Origin of the sequence: Vreelandella nanhaiensis, assembly GCF_003990185.1 — a bacterium.
Taxonomy (GTDB): Bacteria; Pseudomonadota; Gammaproteobacteria; order Pseudomonadales; family Halomonadaceae; genus Vreelandella; species Vreelandella nanhaiensis.
The window spans coordinates 186,817-209,312 of the sequence record NZ_RZHF01000008.1; the positions used below are offsets into that span (position 1 = coordinate 186,817).

Here is a 22,496-nt window from a genome sequence, read left to right on the forward strand (position 1 = left end):
TCCTCTGACTACCGTTGTGAAACGTCAACACTTTCTAACTAACGCCCTTTTAGGCAAGCGCGAATAAAAACATCATAAGAGGTCATTTATAAATGAGAGGAAGGGTTGTTGTTTAATGACTTTAAACGTATTGCCTTCTAAGGAGAGTGAACATGGGCTTTGCAGAGAATAGGCTGGATTCTCTGCCTCGGTGATATAAATATTACTTGAGCGTCTACTGAAGACAGTAACGATTACAGCTTCTTAAGCGGCAAACTATACGCATTGCCCTTTACCTTATCGATGGCTGACACGTTAATAAATCTGCTAACTCACCGTAATCACTCGGCACTTGGATGAGTGGCTAATCTTGTGCGAGAAACTACCTATAACGACACCGGCAAAGTCGCTCAACCCTCGGCTTCCCATCACAATAGTATCGATACCTATTACATTAGCATTATCTAAAATAACCCGAACGGGATCACCATTCGTCAATATTTTTCTATATACTGAGCGCTCTCCTCCTGCGCTGAATTGATCGCTTCTTTCAGCAACTGCACGCCCGCTTTCTCTCTTTCAGCGAGGGTCGGACTCTAAAGTATAGCGCTACTCAATCAGGGGGTGACGTCGGCCTGCTAGACGGATAGGTACACGGCTATGATGGTTGTTGTTGTCAGCAATACGCTTCAGCAGCGAGCAAAGCACTTCTTGTTCGTTCTCATTCAAAGGGGAGAGAATCTCTTTCTGCACCTCGTCAACTGCTGACTTAGCGTCATTGCGAAGTTGTTCGCCCAGATCGGTAAGAGTGACAAACATTGATCGCCGATCTTCTGGGTTTCGACGTCGATTAACAAGGCCGCGCTCTTCCAGCTTTCGCACCACCACAGCTATAGTATTGCGATCTAAGGCGGTGTAACCGCCCAGTGTGATCTGGTCGACCGGGCCCATTTCCTCAAGCGCACAGAGGATTATGTACTGCAATTGAGTGAGGTTGTTTGCCTCGCACTTGCGCAGGAATATAGCAGCGCTGATCTGGTGGCAGCGTCGGAGCAGGTTACCTGGCAGCACATTTGCATCGGAGAGCGGGGTTCCGGTCATGTTCTCGCTTTTACTCATAAGTGAATGAAAAAAGCCATGACCATCAATGGGGCACGGCTGCTATGCAATGGGATTTTCAGATGTACATTTTATCCGATGAGGTATATGCACGATAAAACAGCATTATCAGCTTCAGTGAGCTCGCCTGCACAGTGTAAGTCAGGTGGCAACCAGCATGAAGCGGTCAAAGTATGCAGTGAGTTCATCGTGCGCATTAAGCGGCATAACGTTGGCGACATGCTGATCAGGGCGGACAATTACTAGGCACCCCTGCTCTCGGTTAACACTACGCAAATCATAAATATCTTTCGCATTTTTTAGGTCTGAGCAGAATACTTTCTCATAGTCATGCAGACCATACTTCCCCTTGTGCGGCCACAGAAATTTTGGGAAAGCATCCAGTGAAAGCTCGCGGAAGCCCTGCTGGCAAACAGCGCGAAGATCAAACACAGCATCAATATCTTCATCTTTCGGCGTATGCTTACGTACTGGAGAGTCCGGCGACTCGTCGAGAAAACGGCATAGACGGCCAAGATCTGAGTCTGCCGCTGTGGGGTCGCCCGCACCAGCAAACGCAAACAATCGCCAACGGCCATCGGCTTCAATAGTGTGGCCCAGGTGCATAGGCTTAGCATCTGACAGGCGCACTACCGGCGCGGAGTGAAAGCGCATGCCCACTTCAAACCCTTTAGCTAAGTGCTGATGGATCGGTTCAGCGGAGATCAGTGAAGGGTAGTATTGAATTGCCGTGCCTGCAGTAAAGCGTCCTTGCTTAATGAAGTAATCTTGAAAATCTTTAGGATCCACGCCGTCGCCTTTATCTTCAGGTGAACCTTTGGGTGGGGCACTGAACATCTTAGAAAACCTGCGATCAAAATCAATCAGTTCTTTTGCCACTGTCTGGCGCTCGGTGGTATAGGTATCCAAAATTGCTGGAGAGCTTTTGCCCTGTAACACCGCGGCCAGCTTCCAGCCTAAATTGAAGGTATCTCGCATGGAAACATTCATGCCCTGCCCCGCTTTTGGGCTATGCGTATGGCAGGCATCACCTGCTATGAAGACGTGGGGGATACGGCTGCCAACTGCTTCGACGGGCACATCGTCAAACTTATCGCACAGGCGCTGGCCAATATCGTACACGGACCACCAAGCAATTTCTTTCACATCCAACTTGTAGGGGTGGAGAATACGTTGCGCTGCCGCCACGAGTTGATCAGACGTGATATTCCGGCTCGAAACACGCTCATTCTCGCTGAGTTTATCCAACTCTATGTAAAAGCGCGTTAAGTAACCGCCTTCTCGCGGAATTACTAAAATATTGCCTTCGTTAGCAGAGTGAATAGTCGCCTTCATGCGAATATCGGGGAAATCCGTAACCGCTAGCACGTCCATCACACCCCAGGCTTGGTTCGCAGAATCACCGACTAGTGCGCGACCAAGTGACTGGCGCACTGCACTACGCGCCCCATCGCAGCCGACCACGTAGCGGGCACGCACTGTTTCTGTCTCGCCTTGGTGTGCATCATCTATGCGCTCTAGCTTAACCGTTACCGGGTACGCTTCAGTGCCCAATGTGACCGCATCGGCCTGCGTGGTATCAATCTTCACATCGGCCACCCGGCGGGAGTAGTGTGGCTGCAGCTGGGTCGGTGAGTTACGCATCACTTCAAGAAAAAAGTCATGTACACGAGCTTGGTTGAGTACTGTGTGCGGGAATTCGGAAAGGCCGTCCTCGGTATCCTGTACGCGCCCATGACGCACTATATTTTTAGGAGCTGTCTCATCCGGCTTCCAAAATACGGTCTCGTTGATCCAACACGCCTCGTTCATCACTTTGTCGACGAAACCAAAGGCGTTAAACATTTCCATGCTTCGGCAGGCGATGCCGTCGGCCTGACCAAGTTTGATGGGCCCGTCTTTCTGCTCAACGATACGTGTACGGATCTCAGGAAAGCGTGAAAGCTGAGCAGCAAGCGTTAAACCTGCTGGGCCGCAGCCGACGATAAGTACATCGACCTCTTGGGGTAATTGGTCTGAGTTTGCAATTGACTTGTTGGAGGCATAGCGCTTTGGGTCGCCTGTCTGAAAACCGTTGAGATGAAACTGCATGGCGATTCCTCATCATGAATATTTTATAATATTGATCAGCATTGTGATCATCAGTGTTGTAACTGTGTGATGGGATTGCAATTATACTTTTTGATAATTGGCCGTCAGGCTAAGTACAAAATAAGAAAATGATTGTCGGTATGTCCGTCTGAGTACTTTTAATCTCTTATGATCATCTTTGTGCCCTCACGATACCCAAGAAATTTTTATAGCCCAAATGGTTAAAAAGAACCCACATATACCTAATCAGCTATAGATGTCGCATCGTTTATATATTTGACCGATGGCTGCCGATGCCTGCATTACTGTTTACTTCTTGAGGTTCGAATAAGGAGAACAAAATGGAACGTGTCTGCGAAGCAGAGCGAATGCTGATCGGCGGTGAACTGGTTGAAAGCGTTACTGGCGAATGGTTAACATCTATAAACCCCGCAACGGAAGAGCCTATCGGCCGTGTACCAGCAGGTTCGTCAGAAGATGTGGATCGAGCGGTACAAGCTGCAGAAAAAGCTTGGCCCGCCTGGGCGGCGTTAACACCGATGGAACGGGCCGCAGCTATGAACCAATTCGCTGACGCTATTGCTGTCCGTGCGGATGAAATACTGCGAATCGAGGTCAGCGATACTGGAAACACGATTCGGCCAATGCGAATGATCGACGTGCCAACCGCCGTGGAGAGTTTGCGCTACTACGCCGGACTTGGCCCAGATCTGCGGGGCGACACCATTCCGGCGACATCTCAGAATCTACACCTGACGCTGCATGAACCCTATGGGGTAGTGGCGCGAATTGCACCTTTTAACCACCCGATCATGTTCGCCGTCGCACGAACCGCCGCGGCGCTGGCGGCAGGTAATGCCGTGATCGTAAAACCCCCTGAAACATCTCCACTATCGTCGATGGTACTCGCCGAGATCGCTCGCGATACCTTACCTCCGGGTGTGTTTAATATCATAACCGGTGAAGGTGCCGTTGTTGGGAACGCAATCGTTCGACATCCAGGGATCAAGCGGATCGCTTTCATCGGTTCGCCCGAAACCGGACGGGCTATCCAAAGATCGGCGGCCGAAGTCGGGGTCAAGCATATAACACTGGAACTGGGCGGCAAGAATCCGATGATCGTGTTCCCCGATTGCGACCCTGAAAAGATCGCTGACGCCGCCGTGTTTGGGATGAACTTTTCATGGCAGGGTCAATCCTGTGGTTCGCTCAGTCGTTTGCTAGTGCATAAAGATATCTACGATCACGTACTTAACGCGGTGGTTGAGCGTGTCGCCGCGTTGCGCATTGGTGACCCCTTGAGTGACGCAACCGATGTGGGACCGGTCAATTCTGAACTGCACATGCAGCGTATCCTGGCTCATTGCGACAATGCCGATGCTGATGGCGCGCGTCGAATGCTAGGGGGCGCGCGTCCCGAAGGGAAACAGTTTCTTAAGGGGTTCTGGGTAGCGCCAACAGTCTACGCTGATGTGACACCCGACATGCGCTTATGGCAACAGGAAGTATTTGGGCCTGTTATGGCGATTGGACGCTGGAAAGACTTTGATGAAGCAGTAGCTATGGCTAATAGCACAGAATATGGCTTAACCGCTGCCGTTTGGACGCATGATATTAACGCAGCACTGAAGATGGCGAAGCAGATCCGGTCGGGGCATATATGGATCAACGGCTCGAGCATGCACTTCCTGGGAGTACCTTTTGGCGGGATGAAGTCAAGCGGTGTAGGCCGCGAGGAAGGTCGTGAAGAGCTGCTTAGCTACACCGAATCAAAAACCATTAACATCATGCTGTCTTGAGAGGAAATCATGAGCCATAAGACCCAAAACAATGCCCCCTGCTGGGGCTCGGATGCGATCGCCAAAACATTAAATGAACTGGATCTTCGTTATATCGCTCTCAATCCCGGAGCGAGTTATCGAGGGCTTCACGATAGTTTAGTGAACTTTACCCATAATGACCCTCAACTGTTGCTTTGCGTACATGAAGAGGCGGCGGTTGCCATTGCGCATGGCTATGCCAAAGTAACTGGGCGCGCCATGGGCGTTGCACTACATTCTAATGTAGGTTTGATGCATGGTTCTATGGGTATTTATAACGTATGGTGCGACCGGGTGCCAATGTTGATTCTTGGAGCTACAGGACCGGTTGATGCCACACATAGACGCTCCTGGATAGACTGGATCCATACCTCACAAGACCAAGGCTCACTGATTCGAGACTTTGTAAAGTGGGACGATCAACCTGGCGGTGTCACGGCCACTCTTCACGCGTTGGTCGAAGGGGTTTCTCGTGCGGGAACCGCGCCACGCGGCCCAGTATATATAAATATCGATTCAGCACTTCAAGAGAAGGCTCTAGATGCTCCGCTACCTGACATAGATATAGCCCGCCGAGGAGCCCCGAGGGCTGGCGCGCCCGCGCCCGACTTAGTAAAGGTAGCAGCTAAGCTGTTGTCAGATGCAGAAAAAGTTGTCGTTCTTATGGGCCGCATGTCGCGCTCTGCAACGGATTGGAAGCTGCGAATTGCGTTAATAGAGCGCCTGGGAGCGCAGGTAGTGACTGACTTTAAGACCGGCGCGACATTTCCCAGCGCTCATGTCGCGAATGTAGGACGCGCAGGTTACTTTCCAGACACTCAAGCTAAAACCGCCATCGCCGAAGCTGACGTTATAGTCAATTTCGACTGGCTGGACTTCGGAGGCACACTACGTTCAGTTTTTGGAGATCGACCGGTTCCAGCGAAAATCATCTCAGCGACGCTGGATGTTCATAACCATCGCGGCTGGGTGAAGGATGGAGGGGCTCCCGCTCCGGCCGATGTAGCCTTCCTTAATGAGCCTGACCAAGTAGTAGCCGCGTTAGCAGAAGCACTAGAGGCAAGAGTTCCAGATCCAGTTCCTGTGCTCCCCATACCAGCAGAAATCGAGAACGGACCGATGACTCCGCAAGATATAGCGGCAATAGTGCGCAGCGCTCTTGGCAAACGCTCTGCATGCCTAATCCGCGCCCCGCTCAGTTGGACCGGTGAGGATTGGCCCGTGGACAATCCTTATGGCTCGCTGGGCTATGATGGAGGAGGCGGCATAGGATCAGGCCCCGGTATGGCGGTGGGTGCAGCCTTAGCGCTACGTGACGAGAAATCTAAGCTCCTCGCGCTGGCAGTACTGGGCGATGGAGACTTTCTGATGAATGCTTCAGCAATTTGGACTGCGGTAAACCAGAGCATCCCCTTGCTGATTGTCGTCGTGAATAACCATTCATTCTACAACGATGAAGTACACCAGGAGTCGGTTGCTAGAGAGCGGAATCGCCCAGTCGAAAACAAGCATGTTGGCATCGTTATGAACGGGCCAGATATTGATGTCAGTTCGATAGCTCAAGGCTTCGGGGCGGTAAGTTATGGTCTGTTAAGCTCACCTGATGAAGTGAAAAAAGCTATGATCGATGCTCTGGATGTGTTTGATAGCGGCGGTGTAGCGGTAGTTGAGATTGAGGCCGCTAAGGGGTACGCACCTTCGATGGAAAATGCGATGAGGTCGCCAGGCTAATTGCTTAGCGCTTGGGTTATTTCATCCAGCATCATGGACTGGAATTTGGCCAATTTCTTGTTTTTCCTACGCACCAGATAAACCGGAACGCGTAATTCCATACCTGATGTATCGAGCCTTCTTAGTAATCCCGAGGCAAGTTCGTCGTTGACCGAAGATTGGAACAAGAAGGCAACCCCTGCACCGGCGCGTACTGCCTGTTTAATTGCTTCGGCATGTCCAAATTCCATTACAATTTGGTTGCGCGACACGCCAAATTCCATCAACAAGTGCTCCTCGATCTCGCGACGAGGAGTGCGTAACTGAGCGGTGACGAAAGGCAGTTCGGCAAGCTCCTCAAGCGACACGCTTTTTTTCTTGGGCCCGGAATTGTTAGAAGCAACGAGGATTAACTGCTCATCCCGCACACGCTGCACCTCCAAACCTGCGATTTCATGACGTGGGTCTAGAATAGTAAAAGCAAAGTCGCATTCACCTTGCAACACCGCATCCGTCGCTAATATCGGGGTAGTTACTTGTACTGATATTTCCCCTTGGGGATAACGCTGCCTTATCGATGCGATAATACTAGGCAGAACGTAAGACCCCAGAGTCATCGAAGCACCAACCTTAGCCTTCCCTGCCAGTCCACGCTGAGTATCAGCTATTTCACGTTCAAGCTCATTAGTGCGGATGACAACATCGTGAGCCCATTGATAAACACGTTCCCCTTCTTCGGTTAATGCTATTCGACGTCCACTTCGTTCAGTGAGTGATACCCCTAATTTGTCCGCAAGCGATTTAAGATGTGCTGAGACGACAGGCTGAGCAATGTTAAGGCGCTCTGCAGCACGAGAAATGCTTTTCAGCTCGGCGACCATGCAAAAGACCTCGAGCTTATGAATGGAGAGCTGGGAGACAAAGGACCGCATAGCAACCTATACCTTTAAGAGTATAAAGAAGCATATAAATATATATTAGTTCACGTGACAATACACAACTAGTCTGAAGGAAGTCATTCCTAATCCCTTCCGGCGGAGTAGCCAACAGATGTCTGAAAATATGAGCGTACGTTTCGAGAACGATATCCTTGAGACGACAATTACCAACCTAGTCATTGCCAATCGCATTCTGGCTCGTGAAGACGTAATAGATGACTTTGGGCATGTGAGTGTACGAAACCCACTGAACCCTGATCGCTATTTCTTATCGCGCTCACGCAGTCCCGAGGTAGTAACCCGTGGCGATATCATGGAGTTTACGTTGGATGGCGAGTTGATCGGCAATGACCACCGTCGACCCTATGCAGAGCGACATATTCATGGAGCAATTTACAAGGACCGCCCCGACGTAAACGCGGTCACGCATCATCATGCGCGCTCAATCCTGCCATTTACCATGAATGCCATTTCATTGCGTCCGATCTTTCATATGTCTGCCGTAATCGGCTCAAAAATAGAGACTTGGGACAGCCAAGACGAATTCGGCGATACCAATATGCTTGTAGATTCAATGGAGATGGGACACTCGCTTTCTAAGGTGCTTGGTGAAAGTCGTGTTGCTCTACTGCGTGGGCATGGGTGTGTCTGTGCTGCTGACAATCTCAAAGCGGTTTGCATGGTGTCTATAGCATTGAAGGATAATGCCAAGCTCATTCATGACACTTTACAGATTGGAAAACTGAGCTACCTGACCGACGGAGAGATAGAAAAGACCAGCGCCATGCTGCTAAGTCCTATGCCACTAGCACGTGCATGGGATTATTGGGTGGCACGTGCTGGATATAGTGGAATATAAGCAAGGAAACGATTGGCCCCAACAAAAACAAGCTATCCATCATCGATAACAAATAAAGTAAAAAACGGAGTTTCACCATGAAAACAACAACGTTAGGTGCAATTTTCCTCGGCACCACACTCTTTATGGCTAACGGTGCTAACGCACAGTCGCTTGGTATCGGCGCAGGAACTCAAGGCTCGCAAAACTATGCCGTCAATGCCGGTATGGCAAAGTTTCTGTCTGATGAAGCGGGTATAAATGTGCGGGTGCAGGCTTATGGCGGAACGGGACAGTCGATGCCAATGATTGATGCGGGGCGTTTAGACCTGCAATTGATCCCAAGTCCTGATATTTCGGCAGCTGTTCAGGGGCAGGAACCATTCGAGGATAGGCCACTGGAAAACCTTCGAGTCGTTGCCTCGCTGAGCTCCTCAGCTTATGGCTTCATGGTGCGAGAAGATTCAGATTATTACAAAGTCTCCGACATTGAAGGCACGAGTATCACCTATGGTTACTCAGCTCAGCCGACCTTGAAATTTCAGGTCGATGGAATTCTCGCTGCTGGGGGGCTGTCTATTGATGATATGGAAGCGCACATGGTTCCTTCTGTGCCAAATGGCGTCGATGATCTCATCGCGGGCAACGTAGATGTTGCTTTCTTCGCATTGCAGGGGGGTAAAACACGCGAGGCAGATGCTTCCGTAGGCATCCGTTGGCTTGCGGTCAACGATACACCCGAAGCCGAAGAAGCGATGCAGGAATTCGTATCCACCTCTTATATTAAGACGGTCGAACCGGGCATTGGCAGTGTAGGCGTGGATGAGCCTACACCAATGATGGGTTATGACTACGTGCTAACGGCGGGAACACATGTTCCTGAAGAGACTATTTATGAAATTGTGAAATTATTACACGATAATCCTGAAAAAGTACGTGGAATTCTCAAAACCTTCGCGGAATTTGATCCTGAAAGCATGGCGCCTGAATTCAATGGGTTAAGCTATCACCCAGGTGCGGTTAGCTTTTATAACGAAGTCGGGATGATGGAGTAACGTCATGCAAGAGTCCAAAGATGACACCTTGGTTCCTGACAAGGCTACCGGTGTGATCAAGCAGTTGAAGAGGCTCGCAGGAGGACTAATGGTACTGTTGCCGGTCGCTTATGCCGGCAACATACATCAACTGCTGAACATTTCGGTTTACGATGTTCAGCTATTGGCCTTAGTTCTAACACTTGCTCTCTCTGCTGGTTTTTTGATCATGGCGGAGCACACTCAAAAGAGACTTCTTAAAGCAGCCGACTTTGCCTGTGCAGCTTTAACATTTTGTGTTGGGCTGTATGTCTCTTTTTACTATCCAATGATATCAATGGAGGCACCCTATCTTCCGGGCTGGCTTATCGCGACTAGCGTTGTTCTATTCAGTGCACTTATATTTAACCTGCCAAGCTCTGCCGGTATTGGCATCCTATCGGTTGTCCTGCTCTTTCTAGCCTACGGGCTATTTGGACATCTCGTCCCAGGGGAGCTTCAGAGCAGGGAGACAACGTTATCGGAACTGGTGGTCTATCTCGCGATCGATGCAAATGGGATGCTTGGGACTGCACTAAAAGTCGCAGTGATAATCGTCATTCCATTTTTGCTTTTCGGCCAGCTCCTGGCGCGTTGCGGTGCAGCTGACTTTTTCAATGACATCGCTTTAGCGGGCATGGGGCGATTTCGAGGGGGACCAGCCAAAGTTGCCGTTACCGCCTCTGGTCTCTTCGGCTCGATATCGGGCAGTGCCGTGGGTAATGTGGTAGGCACAGGCGTGGTTACGATCCCAATGATGAAAAGGGCAGGCTTCACCCCTGCTTATGCAGCCTCGGTAGAGGCAGTAGCTTCTACAGGTGGCCAGCTAGTACCTCCGGTAATGGGGGCGGCTGCATTTATCATGGCAGACTTCATCGGTGTCGACTATTCAACGGTAATGATGGCGGCGTTACCTTCTGCACTGCTGTACTACCTTGCCATCTTTATCAACGTTGATCTTTATGCCGCCAAGCGCAATATCCGCTCGGTCGAAGTCTCCCAAATCCCCTCAGGCTGGTATTCGTTAAAACAAGGCTGGCATTTTCTAATTCCTTTTTTAATCCTCTTTTATGCACTGTTTGCTTTAAATATGCGCCCCGAACGAGCAGCCGTATTGGCGGTACTTACCCTATTAGTTGTAAGCTTAATTTTTGGGTATCGTGGACGCCGCATTGCGCTTGGTGATATTTGGCCGGTTGTGTCTTCAGCAGGGGGAGCCGCGAGTGGGCTCGTCATTGTTTGTGCTGCAGCTGGGTTAATCATTGGCGTACTCAACATTTCAGGCCTCGCCTTTAACCTCACGCTTCATATTATCAACGCAAGTGGAGAGAATGTTTTCCTGCTAGCTCTCATTACCGCGCTAATTAGTATAGTGCTAGGTATGGGAATGCCCACTGTAGGGGTATATATCTTACTCGCAACGCTAGTGGCGCCAGCACTTGTTGAGGTCGGTATACCCGTGATCTCAGCACACCTTTTCGTCTTTTACTTCGGTCTTCTTTCGATGGTGACTCCGCCAGTGGCCCTCGCTTCATTCGCGGCTGCTAACATTGCTGGTGCTGGAGCTTGGGGCACGAGCATTGCTGCAATGCGTCTGGCCTGGCCAGCCTATGTCGTACCGTTCCTATTTTTGTTTGCCCCATCTCTTATATTAGAGGGCAGCCTTATAGAGGTAGTTTTGGCGTTAGGATCGGCAATATTAGGCATATACATGGTTACGGCGGGAATCGTTGGATATATGCACGGTATAGTGAGCACATGGTTTCGCTGCTTATTACTATTTGGAGGGCTTTTCCTACTTATTCCAGCGGATCTTTTCTCTGATGGCTTCTACACCGACATTATAGGCTTGGCTGTTTTAGGCTTTTGCATAGCTTATAAATATTTCTGTAGAAATAGGTCTGCCCTTCCCCTAGTCTAGTTTTTCATATAACTATAATTAACAATAAATCTGAGGATTTAAATTGGGTGTTAGTTTAAGATGCTCGGAACTCAAATGATTTTTTCATACCTGGAATAATCATTTTAGGGGTGGCCTTTCTCCCAAAACTATCGCCATGAACATAAGGAAATTTTACGCTAATCTTGTTTAACGGAAATCTCAACATAAAAAGGACACGCTATACCGAAGAGCAGATCATTGGCGCTATCCTGGAATATGAGGAAAGCGCCAAGATTGACATCCTCTGCCTGCCTCAAGTTGGGCATTTGCAGCGAGACCATTACAATCACGTTCGCCCCCACAGATCATTCAATTACCTGGCGTTCGTTGCGCATACTCAACGAACGTCATAATGTGAAGACTTATTGAGAGAGTGACACTAACCCAGGGGGGAAGCTCAGTTATATCACCAGCTCTAACATCTTCATTCAATGTTAATTAAAAACTATATTTTAATTTCGAATTGAGATTTTCAGCGTCCAACTCATGCATAAGCAACTAATCTTTATTAATTTTAATATTATTTCAAGACATTCCAACATATACCATAAAACTTGAACCGAAAACTGTAAGCAAAGTTCCGATTATAATCCACACGCTGAAAGTTTCATTATCACGCATAAACAAAAAAGTAATTAGTAGAACAAAGAATGGTGTGGTCGCTGCTAATGGTGCAACAATCGCAATATGACCCTTTTGCAGTGCCATATAAAGCAATACGGGGCCAATACTCGAGAAAATACCGGCAATCACAAGTGTTATAAATTCAGTATGGCAAAGAATCAACGCATGCGCGGGTCTGAATGCCACAAGGTATATACTCAAAACGAGCCAGGAGGATGTAGTAGTGACTGCAGCGGCAGTTACTGCATTGGTGCCGATATCAATACCTGCTTTCCTGAAAATCACTGAAACGCCATAAGTAAACGAAGCAGCTAACGGAAATAGTAAATACTTTTTCGAGACTTCAGAAACATTCTTGGGATGACTTCCGCTCTGTGAACCAAGAAGTAAGCTTCCAAACAAAACCATTAATACACCGACAATTATCTCTATTCTAAGGATTTCACCTAGAAATATAACCGCGAAAAGTACAGTAACAACTGGGTGAGTCAAGGTTAGTGGTGTAGTAATATTTGCGCCCAATTTAGCCATGCCTTGGAACTGAAAAAAACGCCCCATCAAAGGTGCGAAAATACCAGCTATTGCAAAGTAGCCCCATTCAATCGAAATCGAAATACTTTCCTGCGCACTCAGCAAACTCCAGCCCCAAAGAGTTACCACATTAGTAGTGAGAGTTACACAAAGAGCAGCAAGAGATGATACGTTTTGCCCAGTTATTTTGACGAGAACAAATGTGACAGCAAACATTAATGCAGAGGCAAGCGATAGCAAGATCGGTAGTGCTTGCAAGCTTGTCACTATGATCTCCCGCTATAATAAGAATAGAGGCTGAGTCTTTACCATAACTCTGCCTCCATAGATGCGAAGAAAAATTGAGCTACCTTATGCAGGCAATTTTTGGCTATGTAACCGTAGATGTGGTGTACCGATAATTGCCATGGCGACAATAATCACAGCCAGTGCAACTGCCCAACCGTTTGGTGTAATAAAGAGTAGTCCTGCCACTCCAAAACCAAGTCTTGGGAACACGTTGACTCGACCTCGCCAGTACCCTTCCACGGCGATGCTCAATAGCAAAACACCGATCACTGCGGTAGCACAGGTAACTATAATCTCGATAGGATCGCCTACCATCAAAAGTCCCTCGCCATATACAAATGCAAACGGAACGATGAAAGCCGTAATGGCTAATCTGACCGCGCCGGTGGCAATTTCCAACGGCTTAGCATCCGCAATTGCCGAAGCGGCAAATGCGGCTACTGCGACCGGTGGTGTCATAGCTGATAGCACAGCGAAGTAAAGGATGAACATGTTGGTCTGAAGGACACTAAAATTCAGTCCTAGCAAGGTGGGCCCGACCAGCACAGCAGCTAGAATGAAAGCTGACGGTGTTGGCATACCCATTCCTAGGATAATGGCCAACACGGCGGAGATAATTAGGGCCAGGAAGGCGGTATCGCCAGCCATCAAGTAAACAAGATCGGCAAATTTTCCGCCCAACCCCGTCATTGATATTCCCCCTATGACCAAGCCAGCAGCTGCACAAGCGGCAACGACGGATACCATTCGTAGCGTAGTTACGGCCAGGGCATTCCATATTGCCATGGGTCCCATTCGTGTTGAACGACGCACCATAGACACCATCAGAACTACGACAGTTGATACCGCTGCAACATAAGTGGGCGAATAGCCCATCAGCAAAGCAGATGACAATGCAATCAAGGGAAGGATGAACAGGCCACCGTTCTTAAGAGTACCTTTTAACGGCGGTGTCTCTTCTTTCGTTAATCCTCTCAGACCAAGCTTCTGGGAGCGCAAATGCACCTGTGCGTAAACACACAAAAAATAGAGTAAAGCAGGAATGATGCCTGCAATGGCGATATCACGGTATTCGATTCCCGTATACTCCGCCATGATGAAGGCTGCAGACCCCATTACTGGAGGCAATAGGCTCCCGCCCGTTGAAGCAGCTACTTCTACGCTACCTGAAAGCGCTTTACTGTAGCCAAGGCGTTGCATGATAGGGATAGTGACGGAACCCGTGGTGACCACATCTGAGGTTGGGCTTCCCGACATGGTACCGTAGAGTGCTGAGGAAATAACGGCAATCTTAGCAGGGCCGCCCGTTCTACGGCCAGCCACTGCGGAGGCTAGGTTATAGAAAAACTCAGCACCTCCGGCTTTAGAAAGGAAGGTACCAAACATTACAAAAAGAAAGGCATAAGTGGCAGCCACTCGAAGGGGCACTCCAAACAATCCATCCGACGTAAACATCATGATATCAAGGAAGTGGTTATAACTAACTTCCCTGAAACCGAGTGTTCCGGGTAGACCGTGCCCCCATAGATTGTAAAAGACAAAGGCCAGAACAACGCTAGTCAGCCCAAAACCGACCGTACGACGCGTCGCCTCAATCGTTAGTACCAAAAGCACGCTGGCTGCCACCAAATCAGGCATTTCCAATGGATACAACAATGTAATGCGCTCAACAATTCGTTGATTTTCCGCCAGAAAATAAATACCGACAACAAGACTGGCTATTACCAAGCACCAGTCTACAAAGCTGGGACGTTCTACTCGCCCATTTGGTCCTGCGCTCACAGTAAGGAATAGCAAAGCCAGCATGGCAGATAGAAATACAACCATCATGGCATAAAGATCTACATACACGACCGTCGTGGTGTAAATAACTCCCAGCGCCACAATTGCTGCACTTCCATGGACAGCCATCCCTAGCTTGCCTGTCAACGACCTCTTGGCGCCGGTCCCTGTTATAATCGGAAGTAAGTGATTCATCTTGAAACCTCTCAGCATTGATATTGTCCTTAACACTTAGCGAAGGCCAACTTCCTTGAGGTAACGTTCAGCACCATCATGGTATGGAACCACTTCGACACCCGCCATGACTTCTGGCGTCAGACTTTCCATAGCTGGGTGAACACCGGCAATCTTTTCGTAGTTTTCATAGAAGGCTTTGGTCAAGTTATAAGCCATTTCATCATCCATGGAACTATTCACGGCCAAGGTAGCGCTGATGGATACGGTGGGTGTTTCTTCTTGCTCCCATTCGTAGGCACCTGCAGGAATTGTAAAAGGATTGGTCCCTGTATTTTCAGAAACCTCTTGGATGGTTTGCTCAGAAAGGGGTAATAAATCCAAATCAACACTAGAGGCCGCTTGCATGATCGAACTCTGTCCCACAAATAAGCTATTTAATATCATGTCGACGCGTCGATCTTGGATTAAGCCTGACTGCTCACTAGAAGCGGCATAGATAATGTTACCACCCCAGCTTTTGACCTCTTCTGAGCTTGCTCCTATAGAGTCCAACATAGCTTCGGCAACACGTGACGCGATATTGCCTCGCTTATTGATGGCGATGGTGATTGGCGGCTTAATATCAGCGATATCCGAGAAACTAGTTATGCCATGCTCCTCCGCAAACTCCTTCCGTATGACGGGTTGCATCGGCGCCCAAGTATAAAGATAAGAGAGCACCCTAATGTCATCATTAACAGCCTCTCGGAAGGGAGCTTCTCCATCCCGAGCCAACTGCAGAACCGCATCCTCGACAAGTCCTAGGTTAGCGTCACCACGCTGCAATACTGCCACATTCGCTATACCACCTCCTGATGTTTGGTAAGTCACTGTTGAGCCCGGATATTCCTCTTTTAAAGCGCTATCTAGACCAGCACCTAGCAGGGACCATAATCCTCCTGGCGAGGCGCCAGCAACAGTGAGTTTGTATTCCTGAGCCGATGCGACATTCATCACGCTAGGAAAAACAATAGCTATAGCAATCACGGTTTTTTTAATTGAAATTTTCATTTTTTAGCCTTTTTACTAGTTTTGTTATTGGTTAAAATACGATTAGTTTATTTTTATAAGTATCTTTGATGTTGAGTGCTCTTATTGCTACCGAACACTATTATATTTTGAAACTTTCCAGTGTTGCGGGGTGGAAAAGCTCCTCGGGTTTCAGGAGACGTTGAGATAATCCTTCCGCATGGTGTTGCACTAAAAAGCGCTCCAATGTGTTTCGGTTAGGTGCAAAGCCGTAGGACCAAAAATCTTCACCCATTAAGCGGCGTGCCGCCAGCAGTTGGTCTTCAACAAATGGGAGAGTTACCTTGGTCGCCGAAGTATCACTAAGTTTTGCAAGTGCTTTAGCCTTTGACTGCTCAAAAGCCTTGTAAACCGAGAAAGGTAACCATGGATGGCTATCCACCAGTGTTTTCCGAATACCTAGTAAATGCATAATTGGAAAAATGCCAGTTCGCTGGTACCAATCCGAGGCTGCTTGTTGAGGATCACTATAGAGGTAACTGACATGTGGGTGTCCCTGCATAAAACAAGAAGGAGCACGAGGGCCCATTACGGCATCAAGCTCTCCGGAAGCCAGCATTCCCGAGAGTGTTTCTCCTTCGGGAATATTTTCTACATGAACACCCTCGGGAAGATTGAGGTTGATTTTCTCGACCCGACCTGGCTCCTCATAACCACCACGCAGCCATGTCATGTCTTGGGGACGAATACCATGATCCTCTTTGAGGAATAAGCGCGCCCAAACATTGGCAGTCAACTGATATTCGGGTACCCCAATACGCTTGCCCCGAAGATCCGTAGGTGTTTGGATTCCTCGATCGGTCCGTATATAAATGGATGTATGCCTAAAGGCACGTGAGGGAAAGACGGGAACTCCAATATAAGGGCAATCACCTGCTGCTGTTTTCACAGTGTAACTACTTAGCGAAAGCTCCGTGATATCAAAGTCGGCATGACGGAAAGCACGAAAGAAAATTTCTTCGGGGTCATGCAACATATATATAGAGTCCACACCATCGATCTGAACCTCCCCATCGATCAATGGCCTCACACGATCATAATTGCCAATCGCAACCGAAAGTTCCAACTTGTTCATCAGGGTTCCTGCGTGATTATCTAAAATGGAATGCTCATCACCATGAAAAGATGCGCTCATGCACTCATGGGTATCATCGTTTAAGAGGTTGATGGTTATTGTAAGCTCTCATATAACACCTCTTCTTCAGGTGCAGTACCCAATTGACGCCAGTCTTCTTCTTTCGGGACAATGCCTTGAAACGACTTGAGCTTGTAGTGTGGAATTCTTGGCTCTTCAGCGCCGATAGCCTTTCCATCTTGTTGCATGGTTTTAGCGGCTTGAACCATCTGTCGACGGAACTCGACAATAGCCAAGTCGCTTGCTCCGAGACGATCATGACTACGGTCGGCGATAGGACCCATGGTTTCCCACATCGCGATATCTTGGTTAGGGATGCCCGCAATCCCAGTAAAGCTGGTGCCGAGTTGCATTATTCGGCGATCCTGCCAGTAGTTGTTTTCTCGTGTGCGAAACTTACGGAAGTGCTTATCCACGTCGAGCCCAACCTGCGTGTGGAGAAATTTACGCCAAGACTCTGTATCTGGAGTCGTGTTCGCATCACCCCAGGCAATAAAGTGGAATGCTGTATGGGTATCATCAATTGGCACATGCAATATCGCGATATCGTAGAGATTATTAGGAGGGATCTGTACGGTAAAAGGGGCAATAAAGAGCGTAGTACGTACATAATTATGCGTCTTGGCATCTTTAATCGGCCGGCGAAGCGCTACGTATCTGAAGCCGAATGGTGTTTGTTGCACTTCCAAGCGTGGTGCTTTATCAGTGGAGGGGCGTAGCCAGAGTTTATCAGTCGCTTCTGCACCATCCTTACGGGCAGGAACCATGTCCGTGGAATGTAGGCTTGAAGAGTGCGCCGAATCTATTGCGCCCTCAAGAATCTGAGCCCAATTACAGTCAATGATCACCTTGGAGATGGACACTTTGGTTTCGGGGCTAGGCTGAAAAACTGGTGGAATGAACTCCGGTTGTTCCTCAGATGGCCCCATGTAGACCCAGACAAAACCCGCTGCTTCATGGGTTGGGTAAGCTTTATGTTTTACCTTTTCTGTCATCTTCGATTCTGGTGGCTCAGACGACATTTCCAAAACATTGCCATCAACATCCATTTTCCAGCCATGATAAAGGCACCGTAATCCACATTCTTCGTTACGACCCAGCACCAGCGAAGCACGCCTATGTGGGCACATCTCGTCCAGTATCCCTACTCTTCCTTCTGTGTCGCGGAACGCTACTAGATCTTCACCAAGCAAACGTACCCGCACCGGATCACCGTCCGGCTCTTCGACTTCTTCGGATAGGCAGGCCGGCAGCCAGTGTCGGCGCATGATCTCACCCATAGGCGCATCGCCTTCAACACGGCACAGTAAATCATTCTCTTCTTGTGTCAGCATAAGACGCGGTCTCCATTTCTGTTTGGATTTATAAGTTTCAAGCTGAACTTATGGCTCTGTGAATATAATTAGATATCTAACTTATATATCTAACCATAGCGCCTTCCATTACTATGTCAAACAGACTAAAGTAGCATGCTTTTTTTATGCGTGAGTACGATAAAGATATGTCTTCACTGACAGCTGATATTTGTATACTTAACGAAAATTTCTTTGGCTATAGGCGCTTAGCTTAGCGAAATGCTTGAAAACTTAAGTAAGCTGTCGGATTTATGCTCTATTGAGAATGCAGTATCGAAGAACACACCACCCTGCAAGTAAATGACCCTGCTAGGTTACTCATATGCTGTGACTTTCTACATCTACCCTCAGACGGGAAGAGTGACGCAACACAATCTACCTTGTGCCTATGTGCGTGTGCAGACGCAACACTGCGCTCAAAGCGCTGTCTGTCGCTCCAAATGAAAGTTGCTGTTGGGCAGTGAACACTTGTCTCTAGATTGTCTCTAGATCAAATCGTGAGCAAGCTAAGTATGATAATATTCAGCGTTGCAGATACTTGTATCTGTCACGTGAGAATCTCAAGCGCCATCTAAGCCTTGCCCGTTGGCGAGTATAAGGAAGGGCTGATTCATTGACAGCGCGAGGATGAATCGGCCAGTAAGATTCACTGCGTGACCTAGCAGCACATACCCGACATGGTGAAATTCATCTAGGGCATCAGAAATCGCGAGATGCGAAATGCTAGGCCATGGCCCCTAGCCGATAGATACGGTCGAGTGCTACTACCTAGTGATGATGCTCGATATATACAGGCTTTCTATTATCGGCTGGCAATCCTTCCTGACAGATTTGTCCAATGACTCGCAGTCAGTGCTGGTGAGTTCCGCGATGGCTGAGTTAGTCGTCGATTAGTCTCTGGTGTTGAATGCTGGCAACGACAGTCCGTTCACTGCTGGAAAACTACTTTCACCCCATCGTTCAGCCAAGCCCGTGTCAAGAAAAATACCTCTTCGGAGTTGCTGCTCCGCTTCTGTAAGTATCGGCCTTGCTATCCGGACGATGGCTTTGCCACTGTTCATACTCACTTAGAAACTGTATCCCCCCTTCAGTAAGTTGGGAGGCTGTATGGAATATCTCTATTTCTACAGTGCATTACTTGCGTCAGTCAGAACGGCCTAACGGCAAGCGAAAATTCATTAGCGCCAAATGCGACTAAAGTAGAATTCCTTCTACTTGTATTTACTCTGCCAAAATACTTAGATATATAATTATTTTTCGAAAACACGACAACAATAGCGAGTATGTTATGTCTACCCCCTCCGACAAGCTTCCTATGAATGAGCTAATCGTTTCCGCTCGGGATGAAATAGCTGACGGCATCCACCGCTTTGTATTAGTTGATCCTGATGGTGGCGATCTTCCCGAATTTACCCCCGGTTCTCATATAAGCCTTGAGACTCCTAGCGGGCAGGAGCGTTTCTATTCGTTATGCAATGCTCCTGATGAGCACGATAGGTATGTCATTGCCGTTAAACGTGAAGATAGTGGCAAAGGCGGATCCAAGAGCTTGGTGGACGAGGTTCAGCTTGGTGACCGACTCAAGGTATCAGTGCCTCAAAACGACTTCGAGCTTGAAGGCAACCCAGCCCGCTATATCTTCATAGCTGGCGGTATCGGCATCACTCCTATTCTCTCTATGATTCACCATCTTAGAGCTAAGAGTGGCAAGCCCTTTAAGCTCTATTATTTGACACGTGAGCCGTCTCAAACCGCTTTTTTGAAAGAACTCAGTGCTCCAGAATATCGAGGCATGATAGTGATCCATCATGATCATGGAGATCCCGAAAACGCTTATGATTTATGGCCAATCCTCGAGCAACCCAAGGGAGCTCATATCTACTGTTGTGGCCCCCGAGGGCTAATGGAAACAGTTAAAGATATGACTGGTCACTGGTCTCCATCAAGTGTGAGGTTTGAGGACTTTGGTACGAGTCAATCAGTTAGCACGGCAGATGACAATTCTTTCACGGTACGCCTTCACAAGACTGGAGAGGCTATCCCGGTTCCGGTAGGTGTCTCAATTCTTGAGGCATTAAGGGCTAATGGCCATCATGTACCATATTCTTGCGAAAGCGGAACCTGCGGCTCCTGTCGGACACAGCTATTAGAGGGGGAAGCGGAGCACCGAGATTTAGTCTTATCGGAAGCCGATCGTCAGAATCACATCATGGTCTGTGTCTCACGTGCGCGTTCGGAAGAATTGGTAATCGACCTTCCGAATGATTCTTTACTCTAATATGGAGTGTGCTCAGTGACAAATCCTCGATTAAAACTAGGCGTCGCCGGATTGGGCCGCGGCTTCATGCTGCTGCTGCCCACTCTCGCGTCCCATCCAGGCATTAGCTTAGTGGCTGCTGCCGACCCCCGCTCAGAGGCTCGACAACAGTTTCGTGAAGATTTCGATGCCTCCACTTACGCTGAGGTTGCCGATCTTTGCGCCGACCCCGAAGTTGAAGTGGTATATATTGCTACTCCCCATCAGTTTCATCGTAAGCATGTCGAACTAGCGGCGGCACATGGCAAGCATGCCCTTGTCGAGAAGCCAATGGCACTCTCCCTTGAGGATTGCCAAGCTATGATCAATGCCATGCGACGAGCTAATCGATGGTTAATTGTTGGGCATAGTCATAGCTTTGACGCACCCTATCTAAAGGCTCGCGAGATGATCGACAGTCAAGCTTTCGGAAAGGTACGTATGATTAGCGCCTTTAATTACACCGATTTTCTCTACCGACCTCGCCGTCCCGAAGAGCTAGACACGATGCAGGGCGGTGGTGTGGTATTCAGCCAGGCCGCCCATCAAGTCGATATTGTACGTCTTCTTGGCGGAGACAGCGTCAAGAGCGTTCGAGCCGTCACTGGAAGTTGGGATCCTGCACGCCCCACAGAAGGTGCTTACAGTGCGCTGCTCACCTTTAATAATGATGTTTTTGCCAACATAACCTATAGCGGCTTCGCTCACTTTGACAGCGATGAACTTTGCGGTTGGTCAGGTGAGCTTGGGCAGCCTCGAGACCCCGATCAGTATGGTTTTGCCAGGGCAAAGCTGGCGGAAGTTGACAGTCCGGAACAGGAGGCTGACCTCAAAAATGCCCGTACCTATGGCTCAGGCTTTTTCTTGTCTAATAGCCGACCACAGGACAGCACGCATAATCATTTCGGCTTTGTTCTGGTTTCATGTGATAACGCTGATATTCGCCCCATGCCACAAGGGGTGCAGGTATATGCTCATACAAGACGCTATTTGGAACCATTGCCACCACCTGTAATCCCGCGGCGTGAGGTCTTGGACGAATTGATTGGTGCCATACGCAATAATCAACAACCCATTCACACAGGGGAATGGGGAATGGCAACGATGGAAGTCTGTTTGGCAATTTTAGAATCAGCCCAGAATGGACATGAAATCAAGCTTTCTCACCAGGCAATTATGCCTTAACTGGTATGTTATAATAGTTGGCAGGATTTTGATTCTTTGGAGTATTCTAGGATGCCTCGTACTCAAAACCAAGAAACCCGATCGGTTCTACTTCATTGGCAAGAAGATGTGCCAGATGATCGACTGGCACACTTGATACGTGATACTGGCCGCATGTTGAAAAAAAGTCTACAGGCACGTTTGGCGGAGCACTCGGTAAGCTTTGGTCACTGGTCTTTCTTACGTATTTTATGGGTTACCGAAGGTTTGACTCAACGGGAGCTTAGCGAACAAGCAGGGCTTATGGAGCCTACAACTTTTACCGCTTTAAAAGCGATGGAAGCTAATGGACTAATCGAACGTCGGCAACTGAATGGAAATCGTAAGAACATTCATATCTATCTGACTCAAAAAGGAAAAAACCTTAAAAAAACGTTGATACCGCTAGCTGAGGAAGTTAACGATATTGCTGTGCAGGGTGTAGAGTATGAAGATCTAAGAGTTACGCGCAACACTCTTCTTAAAATCCTTAGCAACCTAGTAATTGAAAGTGAATAAATCTTGAG

Annotated in this window: 16 protein-coding genes and 1 pseudogene; 8 read left to right on the top strand and 9 right to left on the bottom strand. The window is 48.4% G+C overall.

What is annotated here, in order from left to right:
* Positions 1 to 306 precede the first annotated feature (306 nt).
* The 3 genes and pseudogenes from ELY38_RS19625 to ELY38_RS07645 form a co-directional block, all read right to left on the bottom strand.
* A pseudogene (locus ELY38_RS19625) lies at positions 307 to 510 on the bottom strand (universal stress protein); the annotation flags it as partial.
* 78 nt (positions 511 to 588) lie between these two features.
* A complete protein-coding gene (locus ELY38_RS07640; protein ID WP_127061056.1) occupies positions 589 to 1,080 on the bottom strand; it encodes a MarR family winged helix-turn-helix transcriptional regulator in 492 nt (163 codons plus the stop codon).
* Positions 1,081 to 1,239: 159 nt separating this feature from the next.
* A complete protein-coding gene (locus ELY38_RS07645; RefSeq protein ID WP_127061058.1) occupies positions 1,240 to 3,189 on the bottom strand; it encodes an FAD-binding monooxygenase in 1,950 nt (649 codons plus the stop codon).
* A 341-nt stretch (positions 3,190 to 3,530) separates the two neighbouring features.
* Between ELY38_RS07645 and ELY38_RS07650 the strand changes: the two genes are divergently transcribed.
* Both ELY38_RS07650 and ELY38_RS07655 read left to right on the top strand, forming a co-directional pair.
* Positions 3,531 to 4,988 carry an aldehyde dehydrogenase family protein gene (locus ELY38_RS07650; RefSeq protein ID WP_127061060.1) on the top strand — a complete coding sequence of 486 codons (1,458 nt, stop codon included), beginning with the start codon at positions 3,531 to 3,533 and terminating at the stop codon, positions 4,986 to 4,988.
* A gap of 9 nt (positions 4,989 to 4,997) precedes the next feature.
* The gene (locus ELY38_RS07655) at positions 4,998 to 6,740 is read left to right on the top strand and encodes a thiamine pyrophosphate-binding protein (RefSeq protein ID WP_127061062.1); all 1,743 of its coding nucleotides are present in this window, start codon (positions 4,998 to 5,000) and stop codon (positions 6,738 to 6,740) included.
* Here ELY38_RS07655 and ELY38_RS07660 read toward each other — a convergent pair.
* Positions 6,737 to 7,651 (bottom strand): LysR family transcriptional regulator, encoded by a 915-nt coding sequence (locus ELY38_RS07660; RefSeq protein ID WP_127061064.1) that lies wholly within the window; start codon positions 7,649 to 7,651, stop codon positions 6,737 to 6,739. The genes ELY38_RS07655 and ELY38_RS07660 overlap by 4 nt on opposite strands.
* A 118-nt stretch (positions 7,652 to 7,769) precedes the next feature.
* Here ELY38_RS07660 and ELY38_RS07665 point away from each other — a divergent pair, with 118 nt between their 5' ends.
* The 3 genes from ELY38_RS07665 to ELY38_RS07675 all read left to right on the top strand — a co-directional run bounded on the left by ELY38_RS07665 (position 7,770) and on the right by ELY38_RS07675 (position 11,489).
* Complete coding sequence (locus ELY38_RS07665; protein WP_222845116.1) at positions 7,770 to 8,516, top strand: class II aldolase/adducin family protein; 747 nt, start codon at positions 7,770 to 7,772, stop codon at positions 8,514 to 8,516.
* Positions 8,517 to 8,593: 77 nt separating this feature from the next.
* On the top strand, positions 8,594 to 9,550 hold the full coding sequence (locus ELY38_RS07670; protein WP_127061066.1) for a TAXI family TRAP transporter solute-binding subunit: 957 nt from the start codon (positions 8,594 to 8,596) through the stop codon (positions 9,548 to 9,550).
* A 4-nt stretch (positions 9,551 to 9,554) separates the two neighbouring features.
* The gene (locus tag ELY38_RS07675) at positions 9,555 to 11,489 is read left to right on the top strand and encodes a TRAP transporter permease (RefSeq protein ID WP_127061068.1); all 1,935 of its coding nucleotides are present in this window, start codon (positions 9,555 to 9,557) and stop codon (positions 11,487 to 11,489) included.
* 546 nt (positions 11,490 to 12,035) lie between these two features.
* Here the strand turns inward: ELY38_RS07675 and ELY38_RS07680 are convergent.
* From ELY38_RS07680 to ELY38_RS07700, 5 genes are all read right to left on the bottom strand, one after another.
* Entirely contained in the window at positions 12,036 to 12,932 is an 897-nt protein-coding gene (locus ELY38_RS07680) for a DMT family transporter (protein ID WP_127061070.1), read from the bottom strand.
* A gap of 84 nt (positions 12,933 to 13,016) precedes the next feature.
* Positions 13,017 to 14,930: a TRAP transporter permease gene (locus ELY38_RS07685; protein WP_127061072.1), complete on the bottom strand. Its 1,914-nt coding sequence runs from the start codon at positions 14,928 to 14,930 to the stop codon at positions 13,017 to 13,019.
* A gap of 36 nt (positions 14,931 to 14,966) precedes the next feature.
* Positions 14,967 to 15,962, bottom strand: coding sequence for a TAXI family TRAP transporter solute-binding subunit (locus ELY38_RS07690; RefSeq protein ID WP_127061074.1), 996 nt, complete (start codon positions 15,960 to 15,962; stop codon positions 14,967 to 14,969).
* A 100-nt stretch (positions 15,963 to 16,062) separates the two neighbouring features.
* Positions 16,063 to 17,115 carry a substrate-binding domain-containing protein gene (locus tag ELY38_RS07695; protein WP_222845117.1) on the bottom strand — a complete coding sequence of 351 codons (1,053 nt, stop codon included), beginning with the start codon at positions 17,113 to 17,115 and terminating at the stop codon, positions 16,063 to 16,065.
* A gap of 35 nt (positions 17,116 to 17,150) precedes the next feature.
* Positions 17,151 to 18,449, bottom strand: coding sequence for a Rieske 2Fe-2S domain-containing protein (locus ELY38_RS07700; protein ID WP_127061076.1), 1,299 nt, complete (start codon positions 18,447 to 18,449; stop codon positions 17,151 to 17,153).
* A 1,309-nt stretch (positions 18,450 to 19,758) separates the two neighbouring features.
* On the opposite strand from ELY38_RS07700, the gene ELY38_RS07705 reads away from it, so the two are divergent.
* The 3 genes from ELY38_RS07705 to ELY38_RS07715 are packed head-to-tail and all read left to right on the top strand — an operon-like array spanning position 19,759 to position 22,488.
* A complete protein-coding gene (locus tag ELY38_RS07705) occupies positions 19,759 to 20,748 on the top strand; it encodes a PDR/VanB family oxidoreductase (protein WP_127061078.1) in 990 nt (329 codons plus the stop codon).
* A gap of 15 nt (positions 20,749 to 20,763) precedes the next feature.
* Positions 20,764 to 21,951: a Gfo/Idh/MocA family oxidoreductase gene (locus ELY38_RS07710; protein ID WP_127061080.1), complete on the top strand. Its 1,188-nt coding sequence runs from the start codon at positions 20,764 to 20,766 to the stop codon at positions 21,949 to 21,951.
* Positions 21,952 to 22,002: 51 nt separating this feature from the next.
* Complete coding sequence (locus tag ELY38_RS07715) at positions 22,003 to 22,488, top strand: MarR family winged helix-turn-helix transcriptional regulator (RefSeq protein ID WP_127061082.1); 486 nt, start codon at positions 22,003 to 22,005, stop codon at positions 22,486 to 22,488.
* Positions 22,489 to 22,496 lie beyond the last annotated feature (8 nt).